The sequence below is a fragment of the Mesorhizobium sp. CA10 genome, assembly GCF_020165285.1.
Taxonomy (GTDB): Bacteria; Pseudomonadota; Alphaproteobacteria; order Rhizobiales; family Rhizobiaceae; genus Mesorhizobium.
On the sequence record NZ_JAIUHV010000011.1, the window covers coordinates 1 to 14,530 of the forward strand.

12 protein-coding genes and 1 pseudogene are annotated in these 14,530 nt (G+C 64.2%); 8 read left to right on the top strand and 5 right to left on the bottom strand.

All coding sequences use genetic code 11. The features are described from left to right. Positions 1–749 (bottom strand): cadherin-like domain-containing protein (locus tag LB535_RS21475; RefSeq protein ID WP_224633609.1); only part of this gene is annotated, 749 nt, incomplete at its 3' end. 631 nt (positions 750–1,380) lie between these two features. Then, entirely contained in the window at positions 1,381–2,874 is a 1,494-nt protein-coding gene (locus LB535_RS21480) for an ATP-binding protein (protein WP_224633610.1), read from the bottom strand. 205 nt (positions 2,875–3,079) lie between these two features. Here LB535_RS21480 and LB535_RS21485 point away from each other — a divergent pair, with 205 nt between their 5' ends. After that, entirely contained in the window at positions 3,080–3,334 is a 255-nt protein-coding gene (locus LB535_RS21485) for a hypothetical protein (RefSeq protein ID WP_224630332.1), read from the top strand. Positions 3,335–3,648: 314 nt separating this feature from the next. On the opposite strand, the gene LB535_RS21490 is transcribed toward LB535_RS21485, so the two are convergent. Then, positions 3,649–4,134: a hypothetical protein gene (locus tag LB535_RS21490; RefSeq protein WP_224633611.1), complete on the bottom strand. Its 486-nt coding sequence runs from the start codon at positions 4,132–4,134 to the stop codon at positions 3,649–3,651. A gap of 188 nt (positions 4,135–4,322) precedes the next feature. Here LB535_RS21490 and LB535_RS21495 point away from each other — a divergent pair, with 188 nt between their 5' ends. Continuing rightward, a complete protein-coding gene (locus LB535_RS21495) occupies positions 4,323–4,688 on the top strand; it encodes a RidA family protein (protein ID WP_224633612.1) in 366 nt (121 codons plus the stop codon). 119 nt (positions 4,689–4,807) lie between these two features. Continuing rightward, positions 4,808–6,039 (top strand): annotated as a pseudogene (locus LB535_RS21500) (amidohydrolase/deacetylase family metallohydrolase). A gap of 192 nt (positions 6,040–6,231) precedes the next feature. On the opposite strand, the gene LB535_RS21505 reads toward LB535_RS21500, so the two are convergent. Then, positions 6,232–7,437 carry a helix-turn-helix domain-containing protein gene (locus tag LB535_RS21505; RefSeq protein ID WP_224633757.1) on the bottom strand — a complete coding sequence of 402 codons (1,206 nt, stop codon included), beginning with the start codon at positions 7,435–7,437 and terminating at the stop codon, positions 6,232–6,234. A gap of 146 nt (positions 7,438–7,583) precedes the next feature. Next, a complete protein-coding gene (locus LB535_RS21510) occupies positions 7,584–9,371 on the bottom strand; it encodes an NAD(P)/FAD-dependent oxidoreductase (protein WP_224633613.1) in 1,788 nt (595 codons plus the stop codon). 388 nt (positions 9,372–9,759) lie between these two features. Between LB535_RS21510 and LB535_RS21515 the strand changes: the two genes are divergently transcribed. From LB535_RS21515 to kdpC, 5 genes are read left to right on the top strand one after another with little or no spacing between them, the layout of a single operon-like run. Next, complete coding sequence (locus tag LB535_RS21515) at positions 9,760–9,849, top strand: K(+)-transporting ATPase subunit F (RefSeq protein ID WP_036257910.1); 90 nt, start codon at positions 9,760–9,762, stop codon at positions 9,847–9,849. A gap of 21 nt (positions 9,850–9,870) precedes the next feature. Then, the gene (kdpA, locus tag LB535_RS21520) at positions 9,871–11,574 is read left to right on the top strand and encodes a potassium-transporting ATPase subunit KdpA (protein ID WP_224633614.1); all 1,704 of its coding nucleotides are present in this window, start codon (positions 9,871–9,873) and stop codon (positions 11,572–11,574) included. Positions 11,575–11,581: 7 nt separating this feature from the next. Then, positions 11,582–11,812, top strand: a complete 231-nt coding sequence (locus LB535_RS21525) for a hypothetical protein (RefSeq protein WP_224633615.1) — start codon at positions 11,582–11,584, stop codon at positions 11,810–11,812. Further along, on the top strand, positions 11,809–13,905 hold the full coding sequence (gene kdpB / locus LB535_RS21530; RefSeq protein ID WP_224633616.1) for a potassium-transporting ATPase subunit KdpB: 2,097 nt from the start codon (positions 11,809–11,811) through the stop codon (positions 13,903–13,905). The genes LB535_RS21525 and kdpB overlap by 4 nt, the downstream gene beginning before the upstream one ends. A gap of 11 nt (positions 13,906–13,916) precedes the next feature. Beyond that, the gene (kdpC, locus tag LB535_RS21535; protein ID WP_224633617.1) at positions 13,917–14,480 is read left to right on the top strand and encodes a potassium-transporting ATPase subunit KdpC; all 564 of its coding nucleotides are present in this window, start codon (positions 13,917–13,919) and stop codon (positions 14,478–14,480) included. Positions 14,481–14,530 lie beyond the last annotated feature (50 nt).

Genomic DNA, 14,530 nt, shown 5'->3' on the forward strand with positions numbered 1-14,530 from the left:
TGCGCCACCGACGCGCCGTGCTCGTCGACCACGTCGTAGCTCAGGTTGAGCACCGCGTTCTCGCCCTGCTTGAGCGCATCATAGGCGTTCGGAGCGATGTGCAGCGTGTGGCCGTCGGCATCGAGCGTCAGCCCGGCCGGCAGCGGAGCGGTCAGATTGGCGATGTGCAGCACCGCGTCGTGATCGACATCGGCGGCGTTGGTGAGCAGGTCGATCGTGTAGGCGGCGGCGTCTTCCGAGGCCGTCGAGGTGACCGCCGCCGACACCGTCGGCGCATCGTTGGCGCCGGTGATCACCACTGACAGCGTACCCACGCTGAGCGTGCCATTTGACATCTTGATGGTGTACTGAATCGTATCGATGAATGTCTGTCCGGCCGCAAGTGCGTTGATCTGCCCACTCAACCCAGTCGCGTCGTAATGAATCTTGTTGTCACTTCCGATCCAGAATTTCGCGCCATTTGTGCTGGTTTCGGCGAATTGAATTCCCGCTTGATCCTGTATTAGGAGATCCTTGTTATAGTCCGCGAAGGCCTTGTTCGTGACTGTGATGCTGGCCCCTCCGTCATCGTTCTTGATGCCGTCATCCACCGAATAGATCGTCGTCTTGGCGCCGCCACCGCTTGCCGCGAGGACGTCGAAGGTGAACTGAAGGCCGCCGTCTTCTGTGCCGGATTGCGTCAGATTGGCTGCTGCCCCCGAATTCGAAAACGTGACGGTCGAGCCCGAAGTCGTTGTTGTAGTTGCCATAGCCGATTATCCCCTGTGATCCCCTTGCGAACGAGGAAGGCGTTCGCCCCAACGGTTACTGCTGATCCTGGTGCGGACGACGCAAGCGGATGCTTCCGCCCGCGGCGGTTGGTCAGGACCAAGCCACTCTGATTGAACGTAAAGACTTCTCTCGCCGAGAGACAAAACCCCACCCCAGAGCGCGTTTGCGCACTCGTGCCCCAAAACGTTCCTAGCTGGCGTGCCCCCCTCGGTCGCCGCAATCGCGGGACAAGCATACCTATATTCAGGTATATTAGCTTTTTACGATTTGGAAACCATAACGGAATATATATCCCCGCGTAATGTTAACGATTCATTAAACATTTAACAAATCCGCCACCCCATCGATTGATGCCTGTGTCTCCCAAAGTGGGCTGCGATTTGGAGGGAATGATATGCACAAAACAAAGACTTAAAGTGCACGGCCCGAGTCCGTTTCGGCGCAGCGCCATTTGATGGCGCAGCGTTGACTTCGCCATCGCTCGGTCGCTGGCATTTCTGTTGGAAATTTTATCGGTACATGTAGTGCTGCGTGCCACCGACAAAGCAGGCTCGCCGTCAACCAATGGCGCAAAGGCTGCCAGAGCGCGGTCGCCAGCGTCTTCCGATGTCAGCCAGCCAGGCTGTCCTGCTCCACGGCGTTCGGGTCGCCCGGCGCCGTCGCCCAGGCGAGTTCGACCAGCGTCACCGTGCGCCGGCCGGCTCCGTCGACCTGGCAGACGACGAGGCCCTGCTCCTCGATATAATCGAGCAGCCGGCGCGCGCGGCGCAGCGAATGCGAACCGTAAGCCCGCGCGATCGCCGCGTCGCTCGGGCAAGGCCAGCCTTCCTTGGCGGCGCGCGCGATCATCATGAAAACGCCCTGCATGTCTTCGGGCAGCAGCGAGGCGCGCACGGAAACGTCGCGCCAGGCGTCGTCCTCGGCCATGTCGGAGCCGACGCCGGCGCGGGCGCGCGTCAGCATGCGGCGGAACTCCGAAAGGTCGGGCACGACCGAAGCGAGGCCCTCGATGCGGCAGCGGACCACGAACTCCTGGTAGAGCACGCCGATGACGCGGAACCCCGCATCCGGCTCCGCCAGGATGGCGCGCAGTATGCGGTCCATCCGCTCGCGCCGCTCTGCTAGGTCCTCGGCGCTTGGCTGCGGTTCCATCGGCTCGGGGCGGATGTCCAGCGGCGCGGCCTTGGCCGCCATCAATTGGTCGAGCAGGTCGGGCGAAGGCCGGCGCTGCGGCCTGACCGTCTCCGGCGGCGGCGCGGCAAGAATGATCGCGCGCGCATCTTCGAGCGCGGCTCCCGGCATCGGCATCAGCCGCGGCGTGCCGTTGCGCGGGCTGGTTTCGGTCTGGCCGATGCGCACGCCGAGCGGACGGCGCGACAAGGCAGGACCGAGCGCCATGAAATGCCCGCGCTCCAGGTCGCGGAAAGCTTCGGCCTGGCGCCGTTCCATGCCGAGCAGGTCGGCGGCGCGCGCCATGTCGATGTCGAGGAAGGTCCGGCCCATCAGGAAGTTGGAGGCTTCCGCCGCGACGTTCTTGGCGAGCTTCGCCAGCCGCTGCGTGGCGATGATGCCGGCAAGCCCGCGCTTGCGGCCGCGGCACATCAGATTGGTCATGGCGCCCAGCGAGAGCTTGCGTGCCTCGTCCGAAACCTCGCCGGCGGCGGCGGGCGCGAAGAGCTGCGCCTCGTCGACGACCACGAGCATTGGGTACCAATGGTCGCGCGCGACCTCGAACAGCCCGCCGAGGAAGGCCGCGGCCCGCCGCATCTGGTTCTCGGCATCGAGCCCTTCGAGGTTGAGCACCGTCGAGACGCGGTGGATGCGCGCCCGCTCGCCAGCCGCCTGCAGGCCGCGCTCGGTATGTTCCTCCGCGTCGATCACCAGATGGCCAAAGCGTTCACCCAGAGACACGAAGTCGCCTTCGGGGTCGATGATGGTCTGCTGCACCCAGGGCGCGCTCTGCTCCAGAAGACGGCGCAGCAGATGCGACTTTCCCGAGCCCGAATTGCCCTGCACCAGCAGGCGGGTCGCCAGCAACTCCTCAAGGTCGAGGGCCGCCGACGCGCCTGCGCTCGTCTGCCCCATCTCGATTGCAACGGTCATATTTCGACTCGGATCGTCTCCCTGCGCGCGACGGGCTTATCAACCCGAGCGCGGTGCGTCGAGCTTACGCTGCCGTTAGCCAGCAGGTGTCCACATCTCACGGCAGGCTGTCGCCAGCCACACTGGTCGGACCACCATTTTGCTGGCACATTCCAACCGTTGGCGTATCATCTTTTGCGGGAGGGTTCATGGCAGGAGGAGGCCGATGAACGTCGCTGCGGAAGTGCCCGTCATAGATCCGACGGTGCAAGACCTTGTTTCATCTGCTCTTTCGAAATTTCGCGCCGGCGATACCATCTCGACCCGGGCGATGCTCGACGCCATACGCCGATCCGACCCGGCTTGCCAGGACAGTGACGACCATCTCATCGAACTGATCGTCATGGCCGCCGTTGGTAAGACCATGGGCGTCGTGTTCGACCACCGCTCGCCCGATGAGCGGTTGCCGCTTCTGTCCTAGCGAGCTCGTCGGCTGAAGCCTCCCTAACGTCGTCATCCACGGGCGGAGCAAGGAGCGAAGCGACGCGCGCAGACCCGAGGATCCATTCCGCGACTTCGAAGTGTCGCAGCGGTGCAGAACTTCACTCGGGGTTGCGCCGTTGCGATGATATTCTGGACCATCCCGCTCTTCGACAGTCGTCACGGAATGGATTCCAGGGTCTGCGCGCGTCGCTTCGCTCCTTGCTTCGCCCTAGAATGACGAGCCAACTGGCGCTTCGGCTGAGCTCCACAATGGAACGATTTGCCAACGCAGGCGGCGACCGATAGTCCTTGCTAGCTGCCCAGCGGATGCGGCATATAGCCGACAAAGCCGGCAATCTTCCAGCGTCCGCCCACCTTGCGGCAGAAGTAGAGCGTCTGCCATTTGAGCCGGTCGACGCCGCCGTCGGCCTTGGCGACCGAGCCGTCGAACTTCTTGTGCAGCACCGCGCGATCGCCGTCGACGTCGATGTCACGCAGGTTGGTGACGCGAAACAGCGCTTCGCGCAGCGGCTCGGCGAATTTCGTCGCCGCGGTTTCCTCGGCCTGCCGCAGCCATTCGTCGCGATAGACGTCCAGCCGGGGGAACTGCAGCCGCCAGGCATCTGCGTTGGCAAGGAAATGCGCATGCATGCCGAAGAAGCTTTCCGCAATGAAATCGTCCTCGACCATCGACCAGTCCTGACCGAGGAAGGCGTCGATGTCGCGCCGCACCAGCATTTCCCACAACGCGTAGCGGTCGGCATCGCCTTCCGGAAACGGATTCTTGTCGAAGGTCATGCCGATCTCCCTCATATGCGCGGCCGATTTCAAGCGGCGTCGAGCGCAAGATGCTCAGGGTTCTGTAATAAAGCAACATGGATTTCGAAAGAATGTTGCTTTCCGACATTGGCTCTAGGAGGATCGTGCCGACAGGCGTAGACGGCTATGTAACCCCGGTTCCCGTCGTCGATTGAAGGAGGCTCCCCTTGTCTAAGCAGTGCTTTGGGAAATCCCACGTTCCGCTCTCGCCCGCCGTCCGCGCTGGCGATTTCGTCTATATTTCCGGTCAAGTGCCGGTGGGCAGCGACGGGCTCGTGATCAAGGGCGGCATCGCCGAGCAGGCCGAGCAGGTGCTGCAGAACGTCAAAGCGGCCCTGGCGCTCGCCGGCTGCACCATGGACGATGTGGTGAAGACCACCGTCTGGCTGGCGGACGCGCGCGATTTCGGCACATTCAACACCGTTTATGCAAAACATTTCCCGAAGGATCCGCCGGCGCGAACCACGGTCGAATCGCGCCTGATGATCGACATCAAGATCGAGGTCGAAGCCGTCGCCTATCGGCCGGTCTGATCGCCCGGTCGGATCGGTTGAAGCAATTCCAGGAAAAGTGCTTAGCGGTTAGTTCGGCGACTTCGCCGTAGCCTTCCGTCCGGAATTGCGTGAAACGAACAAACAAAGCGAGGGCACCGATGCAGTTCGATCTCCTGATCAAGGGCGGGCGCCTCATCGATCCCGCATCGGGCCTGGACGCGCCACGCGATGTTGCCATTGCCGATGGCCGCGTCACCGCGATCGACGCCGCCATCAATGCCGAGGCGGCGAGTGGAGTCGTCGATGCCAGGGATTGCATCGTCACGCCCGGCCTGATCGACCTGCACAGCCACGTCTATTGGGGCGGCACCTCGCTCGGCGTCGACGCCGACCGGCTCGCCGCCAAGAGCGGCACCACCACTTTCGTCGATGCCGGCAGCGCCGCGCCGGCAATTTCCTCGGCTTCCGCCGCCATGTCATCGAGCGCTCGAAGGTCCGCATCCTCGCTTACGTCAACATCTCCTTTGCCGGCATATTTGGCTTCGCCAAAACCGTATCCGTCGGCGAATGCGGCGATCTCAGGCTTTGCGAGCCGCGCGAGACGGTGGCGGCGGTGCGCGAGCACGCCGATGTCGTCGTCGGCGTCAAGGTCCGTTCCGGCAAGCATGCCGGCGGCTCGAGCGGCATCGCGCCTGTCGACCTCGCGCTCGAAGCCGCCGACAAGGCCGGCCTGCCGCTGATGACGCATATCGACGAGCCGCCGCCCGGCCGCTCGGAAGTGCTGCCCAGGCTGCGCCGCGGCGACATTCTCACCCATTGCTTCCGGCCTTTCCCCAACGCGCCGGTCTTCGCCTCCGGAGCGGTGCGGCCGGACATGCGGCTGGCGCGCGAGCGCGGCGTCATCTTCGACATCGGCCACGGCATGGGTTCCTTCGACTTCGAGGTGGCGAAGACGATGCTTGCCGAAGGCCTCGCGCCCGACGTCATCTCCAGCGACGTGCATCTCTACTGCGTCGACGGTCCCGCCTTCGACATATTGGTGTGCATGTCGAAGCTCATGGCGCTCGGCATGCCGTTGGTCGAGGTGCTGCGCGCGGCGACGCAGCGGCCGGCGGAGGCGATCGCAAGGCCGGAACTCGGCACGCTGAAGGCCGGCGGCACCGGCGACGTCGCCGTGTTGAAGCTGCAGCCCGGCCGCTTCACCTTCGTCGATGCTGTTGGAGCGTCACTGGTCGCGGACCAGCGGTTGGTCTCCAACGGCATCGTCATCGGCGGCAAATGGTGGCCGAACGAAACGACGGATTACAACGAGACGGAGCACTTCGAGGCCCATGCGCAACATACGCATGTGGATGTGGCGGCGAGGCATTTTGGGCGGGGGTATGATTAGCTGATCTCTCCTTGAGGGGAGATGGCCGGCAGGATTGCGGCGGCGGCGCGTTTGACGAATGGCTTCCCCCACTCCGTCGCTGCTTCGCAGCGCCACCTCTCCCCCCTCCGGAGGGAGAGGAAGGGAGCCAGCTGGAATAAGTGCGCGCTGTCCAGCCGATAGATGGGTAACACTTTGAACCGGATACATGGGTTACAGTTTTCCCCCTAAGTTGTTGTCCGCCGCGGTGCCGTCTGGTCGGGGTTGAACGGCACTGCGGCGGACCAGTTTCTTGTGTCGACCGTCGATGAAGCCGAGCCGGTGGGCATAGAAGTGGAGGGCCCATTCACCCTCCTCGGTCTCGGTCGCGGCAACCGCTTCCCCGGCCAGGGTCTTCGAGATGTAGATGAAGTCGCCGTTCCACTTGATCTCGCCGTTCTGGCGCACGCTGCGCACCGCCGCCTCGGCGGGGTAGTCCGGTTCGGGTATCGTCTTGGGCATGGGTCGGGTTGATGGACGGTAGTGCTGTGCCGGCGTGTCCATGCCAAGCGCCTCGTGCGGACGCTCCTCATTGTAGCTGCGCCGGAAGACCTCGAAGGCCTGGGCTTGAGCCGCCCTGTCGGCTTCGGGCGCCGAGGCCATCGGCAGCATGCTCAGATGGAAACGCTCATGGCGCCCGTTCTGCTGCGGCTTGCCCGGCTGGATGCGCTCCAGGGCGATGCCGAGCTTGATGAAGCGCACCGCAAGCGGCGTCAGCCCGCTGATGCCGGCCGACGCAAATGGTGGGCCGTTGTCGCTTCTGAACCGATCCGGCAGGCCATTCTCCTCAAACAGCCGCTCAAACACTGGCCAGGCCTCTTCATCGGCCGTCGAGCCCGTCGCCTCGAGCCCCAGCAGATAGCGGCTCGAGGCATCCATCACCGTCAGCGGCTCGCAGCGCCAGCCGTCACGGGTCCGGAACCAGCCCTTGTGATCTCCTGTCCACACCGCGTTCGGTCCCTCGGGCTCCGGCCATGGGCCGTTGCCCGCCGCTTTCCAGCGCCGGCGCCGGCGTCCCACGAGACCATGCCGCTTCAGGATCTCGCCCGCTGTCGAAACCGCCGGCCAGCCGCATGAGGGATCGCTCCGCCTCAGCCTGGCCATGATCTTCTTCGGCCCCCACAGCGGATGCGCCTCCTTCGCCGCCACAATCCGCTCAACCAAATCAAAGGCCGTAGCCCGGCCATGGTTGAGCGGCGCCCGCGGCAGATCATGCAAACCTTCCGGGCCATGCTCTCGGTAGCGACCAAGCCATTTGTAGCCGGTCTTGCGCGAGATATCGAAGGCCGCGCAAAGCTGCGTCATCGTCTCCTCGCCCGAAAGGCACTCCACAACAAATCGAAGCCGCTCGTCCATGATGCCAGTTTCTCGCCAAACCATCGCCGGTCCTCCGGCGGACAAGAAAACTGTCACCCATCTAATCGGTCCATTCTGTTACCTATCTATCCGGTTCGGACAGCGCCTTCCTCTCCCCCGTCGATCGGGGGAGAGATGTCGAGCGAAGCTCGACGGAGTGGGGGTCGATCTTACTCAGCGTTGCTCGGCTCGCCGTAAACCAGCGTCGCGATCCCTTCCATCCGCGCCTTGAGCTGCAGCGCCACATATTTCGAGTAGAATCTCGACAGCGCCAGATTGCCGCCGTGGAACCATAGCGCTTCCTGCGCCGTCGGCTTCCACATGTTGCGCAATTCGCCCTGCCATGGACCCGGATCGCCCTTCACGCCGGAGCCAAGGCCCCAGCACGGGCCGACCTTGTCGGCGACCTCGCGCGAGACGATTCCCGCTACCGTCTCGTTCATCGACTGATAGCCGGTGCAGCAGACGATTGCGTCGACGGCGAGCTCGCTGCCGTCCTTAAATAGGATGCCGTCCGGCGTCAGCGACTTGATGCCGACGCCGCTTTTCACCTTGATCTCGCCGTTCAGGATCAGCTCGCAGGCGCCGACATCGATGTAGTAGCCGGAGCCTGTCCGATAGGCTTTCATCAACAGTCCTGTCTCGTCCTCGCCGAAGTCGATGGCGAAGCCGCTGTTGCTGAGGCGCTGGTAGAAATCCTCGTCGCGCGCCCGGATCACATCATAAATGGCCCGCTGGCCCTTCGGCACCAGCGCGAAGGGCGTTGAGGCGACGATCATGTCGGCCTTGTCGGTGGTGATGCCGCGCGCCAGCGCCTTTTCCGAGAAGATCTCGAAGCCGATATCCATCAGCGTGTCGGACTTCACCACCGTCGTCGGCGAGCGCTGCACCATGGTGACCTTGGCGCCCGCTTCCCACAGATCGACGCTGACATCGTGGCCTGAGCTTGCAGCACCTATCACCGCCACGCGCTTGCCGCGAAACTTCTCGCCGGTGGAATATTGGCTGGAATGCAGAAGCTCGCCCTTGAAGCTGTCGGCGCCCGGCAATTCGATCCGCCGCGGCGGCCCATAGGCGCCGGTGGCGAAGACGATGTGCTTGGGCTTCAGCGTGACGCGCTGGCCGACCCGGTCGACCACCACGGTCCAGATCTTCTCGGCTTCGTCATAGGCGGCGCTGATGCATTTGGTGGCGACCCAGTAGTTCAGCTCCATGACGCGGGTATACATCTCCAGCCAGTCGCCCATCTTGTCCTTGGGCGTGAAGACCGGCCAGTTTTCCGGGAACGGAATGTAGGGCAGATGATCGTACCAGACGGGATCGTGGAGCACGAGCGAGCGGTAGCGGTTGCGCCAGGAATCGCCGGCGCGCGCATTTTTCTCGATGATGAGCGTAGGGACGCCGAGCTGGCGCAGCCGGGCGCCGAGCATGATGCCGCCCTGCCCGCCGCCGATCACCAGGCAATAGGGCTGCTCATGCACGCCGAGATCGCGCGCCTCGCGTGCCCGTGCTTCCGCCCAGGTCTCGCGGTTCGGGTCGGCCTTGTGGCGGATGCCGAGCGGCCGCGCCGGCCCCTTCCGTTCCTCGAACCCCTTGAGCTCGCTCATCGCCGTGAACAGCGTGCGGCAGCGGCCATCCTTGAGCCGCAGGATTCCCTCGCCGCGAGCCACCGTCGTCTCGAATGTGAACCAGGCCTCGACGGTGCCGTCGTCGACGCTGGGCTCTCCGGACAGCCGCCAGTGCGAGGGCTGCGCCAAGTGGAGCGTGGCCTTGAGCATTTCGCGGATCGCCGCCTGCCCCTCCATGGTCTTGATATTCCAGGTGAAGGTCAAGAGATCGCGCCAGTAGCAATCCTGCGCAAAGAGGTTCGTCGCCGCCTCGATATCGCCGGCCTCGAGCGCTCGGCCGAATGAGCCGAACCAGGTTGCCGCCTGTTGCGATGGTGCGATGTCGAGCATTTTCTTCGTTCCCTTTTTTGTATAGCTACAGGCGGATTTTCGCGGCCAGACGGAACTCCGGAAACGCATAGCGCGCTCCTGCGCCCAAAGCGCGCCGAGTCAAAACCCCTATAGAATTCCTATATCTTTCCCACCCGATCCGTCTCGAACCTTTATGGCGATCGGGTCCATATTTTCCTTCGAAAAACACCTGCGAACCGCCGTCGCCGACAAGGCGACGAGCGTCCGCGTACAGGTTTGAGCCCGCCACTGCGAGCCGGAGGCGCAAGGTGGAAAACAAGGAACGCCTGCCATGGACCTCATAGTTCTCGGGATCGGGATTTTATTCTTCGCCTTGTCCTTAGCCTACGTCAAAGCCTGCGACAGAATCTGAGCAAGGGACCGTACCATGCTTTTCGACTACATCCTCGGCGGCGCGGTGACCTTGTTCCTGCTTGCCTACCTTACCTATGCGCTCATCCGCCCAGAGCGTTTCTGACCGGCACGCGGAGAGCCCATCATGACTGTAAATGGCTGGATACAGATCCTCGTCTATTGCGGGATCTTGGCTTTGCTCGTGAAGCCGCTCGGCTTCTATATGCACCGCGTCTTCAGCGGCGACCGCACCGTGCTGTCGCCGCTGCTCGTGCCGATCGAGCGCGGGCTCTATCGCCTCGCAGGGACGAGCGAAAAGGAAGAACAGCATTGGACCGTCTACGCGGCTGGCATGCTGCTCTTCAACCTCGCCGGCTTCCTCGTTCTTTATGCGCTGCAGCGGCTGCAGGGCATGCTGCCGTACAATCCGGCCGGGATGACCGCGGTCGACCCTGAGCTTGCTTTCAACACCGCCGCCAGCTTCATCACCAATACCAATTGGCAGAACTACGGCGGCGAAAGCACGATGTCCTACCTCGTGCAGATGGCCGGCCTCACCGTTCAGAATTTCGTCTCGGCCGCCACCGGCATTGCCATCGCCATTGCCTTGATCCGCGGCTTTGCCCGCGCTTCCGCAAAGTCGATCGGCAATTTCTGGGTCGATCTCACCCGCTGCATGCTCTACGTGCTCCTGCCGATCTGCATTGTGCTGACGATTGCCTATGTCTGGCTGGGCGTACCGCAGACGCTCGGCGCCTATGTCGACGCCACCACGCTGGAAGGCGCCAAGCAGACGATCGCGCTTGGCCCGGTGGCCTCGCAGCTCGCCATCAAGATGCTCGGCACCAATGGCGGCGGCTTCTTCAATGCCAACTCGGCGCATCCGTTCGAGAACCCGGGCGCGATCTCCAACCTGATCCAGATGCTGTCGATCTTCGCGCTCAGCGCCGGTCTCACCAACGTCTTCGGCCGCATGGTCGGCAGTGAGCGCCAGGGCTGGGCGATCCTTGCCTCGATGGGCGTGCTGTTCGTCGTTGGCGTTGCCGTCTGCTACTGGGCGGAAGCCGCCGGCAACCCGCTCGTCCATGCGCTCGGCGTCGACGGCGGCAACATGGAAGGCAAGGAGACGCGCTTCGGCATCGCCTTGTCGGCTCTCTTCGCCGTGATCACCACGGCCGCCTCCTGCGGTGCGGTCAACGCCATGCATGATAGCTTCACCGCGCTCGGCGGCATGATCCCGCTGATCAACATGCAGCTCGGCGAAGTCATCGTCGGCGGTGTCGGCGCCGGCTTTTACGGCATCCTGATGTTCGTCGTCCTCGCCGTCTTCGTCGCCGGCCTGATGGTCGGCCGCACGCCCGAATATCTCGGCAAGAAGATAGAGGCCAAGGAGGTCAAGATGGCGATGCTGACGATCCTGTGCCTGCCGCTGGCGATGCTGATCTTCACGGCCATCGCCATGGTCCTGCCGGGCGCCGTGGCCTCGATGGCCAATGGCGGCCCGCATGGCTTCACCGAGGTGCTTTATGCCTACACCTCAGCCGCCGCGAACAACGGCTCGGCCTTCGGCGGCCTCACCGGCAACACGCCCTGGTACAACATCACCATCGGCATCGGCATACTGATGGGCCGCTTCCTGGTCATCATCCCGGCTCTGGCCATCGCCGGCTCGCTGGCCGCCAAGAAGACCGTGCCCGCCTCCGCCGGCACTTTCCCGACCGACGGCACGCTGTTCGTCGGCCTCCTGGTGGGCGTTATCGTCATCGTCGGCGGCCTCACCTTCTTCCCGTCGCTCGCCGTCGGTCCGATCGTCGAGCATCTGGCGATGATTCATGGACAGACCTTCTGAGGTGACCATGCCCCGCTTCAACGACATACGACGCAACGACCGTCCCCCGACCGGTGACGGAGCGCCTGACGACGGAAGGGACGAGAAGCCTCGTCCTTTCCCGACGCTTTCAACCTTTCTCGGCATGGCGGCCGCGCTGTTCGTGCTGTGGCTGCTGGCCACCGGCCTGCCGCACCTGCTCCCGAAGAGCGAACACCCGGCGCCGTCCAACATAACCGATACCGGAACGCAAAAATGAGCCAGTCCAAATCCGCTGTTATCATGGATGCGCGCATTCTGGTGCCAGCCCTCGGCGGCGCCTTCCGCAAGCTTGATCCCCGCACGCTGGCCAGGAACCCGGTGATGTTCGTCGTCGCGGTCGTCTCAGCTCTCACCACCGTGCTTTTCATCCGCGACCTGATCGCCGGCGGCGGCGATTTCGGTTTCACGCTGCAGATCATCATCTGGCTCTGGTTCACCGTGCTGTTCGCCAATTTCGCCGAGGCCGTCGCCGAAGGCCGCGGCAAGGCACAGGCCGACTCGCTGCGCAAGGCGCGCACCGAGACCCAGGCCAAGCTGCTCACCAACGGCGAGGACCGCTCGAAATTCAAGCTGGTTCCCGGCACCAGCCTGAAGGTCGGCGACGTCGTGCTGGTCGAAGCCGGCGACATCATCCCTTCCGACGGTGAGGTGATCGAAGGCGTTGCCTCGGTCAACGAGGCGGCGATCACCGGGGAATCCGCTCCCGTCATCCGCGAATCCGGCGGCGACCGCTCCGCCGTCACCGGCGGCACGCAGGTGCTTTCCGACTGGATCCGCGTGCGCATCTCCGCCGCCTCGGGCCACACCTTCCTCGACCGCATGATCTCGCTGGTCGAGGGTGCCGAGCGCCAGAAGACGCCGAACGAGATCGCGCTCAACATCCTGCTCGTCGGCATGACGCTGATCTTCGTGCTGGCGACCGCGACCATCCCGAGCTTCGCCTCCTACTCGGGCGGCTATATCCCGGTGACGATCCTCGTCGCGCTGTTCGTGACGCTGATCCCGACCACGATCGGCGCGCTGCTGTCGGCCATCGGCATCGCCGGCATGGACCGCCTGGTGCGCTTCAACGTTCTTGCCATGTCCGGCCGCGCCGTCGAGGCCGCCGGCGACGTCGACACGCTGCTGCTCGACAAGACCGGCACCATCACGCTCGGCAACCGCCAGGCCACCGAGTTCCGCCCGGTCAAGGGCGTCACCGAGCAGGAGCTGGCCGACGCGGCCCAGCTTGCATCGCTGGCCGACGAGACCCCGGAAGGCCGCTCGATCGTCGTGCTGGCCAAGGAGAAATACGCCATCCGCGCCCGCGACATGGCAACCTTGCACGCGACCTTCGTGCCATTCACCGCGCAGACCCGCATGAGCGGCGTCGACATCGACGGCTCGTCGGTGCGCAAGGGCGCGGTCGATGCGGTGCTCAGTCATGTGAACCGGTCGACGGTTGCCACCCACGGAGCGCGCCCGACGACCGAAACGATCCGCGACCTGCAGGCGATCGCCGACGAGATCGCCAAGGCCGGCGGCACGCCGCTGGCGGTCGAGCGCGACGGCCGCCTGCTCGGCGTCGTCCATCTCAAGGACATCGTCAAGGGCGGCATCCGCGAGCGTTTCGCGGAGCTGCGCAAGATGGGCATCCGCACGGTGATGATAACCGGCGATAATCCGCTCACCGCCGCGGCAATTGCCGCCGAAGCCGGCGTCGACGACTTCCTCGCCCAGGCAACGCCGGAAAACAAGCTGTCGCTGATCCGCGAGGAGCAGGCCAAGGGCAAGCTGGTCGCCATGTGCGGCGACGGCACCAATGACGCGCCGGCGCTGGCCCAGGCCGATGTCGGCGTCGCCATGAACACCGGCACCGTCGCCGCGCGCGAGGCCGGCAACATGGTCGACCTCGACAGCGATCCCACCAAGCTGATCGAGATCGTCGAGATCGGCAAGGCGCTGCTGATGACGCGCGGTTCGCTGACCACCTTCTCGATCGCCAACGACGTGGCCAAGTATTTCGCCATCATCCCGGCGATGTTCGCGGTCTTCTACGTCGCGCCCGGCCAGTCCACCGGTCCGCTGCAGGCGCTCAACATCATGCATCTGGCGACGCCGCAGAGCGCCATCCTGTCGGCCATCATCTTCAACGCGCTGATCATTATCGCGCTGATCCCGCTGTCGCTGAAGGGCGTGAAATACCGAGCCATCGGCGCCGGTTCGCTGCTCACTCGCAACCTGCTCATCTACGGCCTCGGCGGCATCGTCGTGCCGTTCGTCGGCATCAAGGCGATCGACCTGATCGTCACGGCCCTCGGCCTCGCATAGGGATTTCCGCGATGCTCAAGCAACTCAGACCCGCTTTGGTCATGATCGTCTTCTTCACGGTGCTGACCGGCCTCATCTATCCGATCGGCATGACCGGCATCGCCCAGGCGCTGTTTCCGAACCAGGCCAATGGCAGCCTTGTCGAAAAAGACGGCAAGGTCATCGGCTCTAGCCTGATCGGCCAGGCTTTCGCCGGCGACCGCTATTTCCACGGCCGGCCGTCGGCAGCCGGTGAAGGCTACGACGCCGCCGCCTCCGGCGGCTCGAATCTCGGCCCGACCAATCCCAAGCTCATCGAGCGCGTCAAGGGCGACGCCGAGAAGCTCAAGGCCGAAAACCCGAATGCGCCGGTGCCGATGAACCTCGTCACCACCTCGGGCAGCGGTCTCGATCCCGACATCAGCCCGGACGCCGCCTATTTCCAGGTGCCGCGCGTCGCCAAGGCCCGCGGCGTCGACGAGGCCAAGGTGAAGGCGCTCGTCGACGGCCATGTCGAGGAGCGCGAGCTTGGCGTCCTCGGCGAGCCGGCGGTCAACGTGCTGGTGCTGAACCTGGCGCTGGACGACCTGAAATAGCCCGCCCGCGCCCGGGGTCGACACGATCCCCGGCGCAATTCATGATTGGA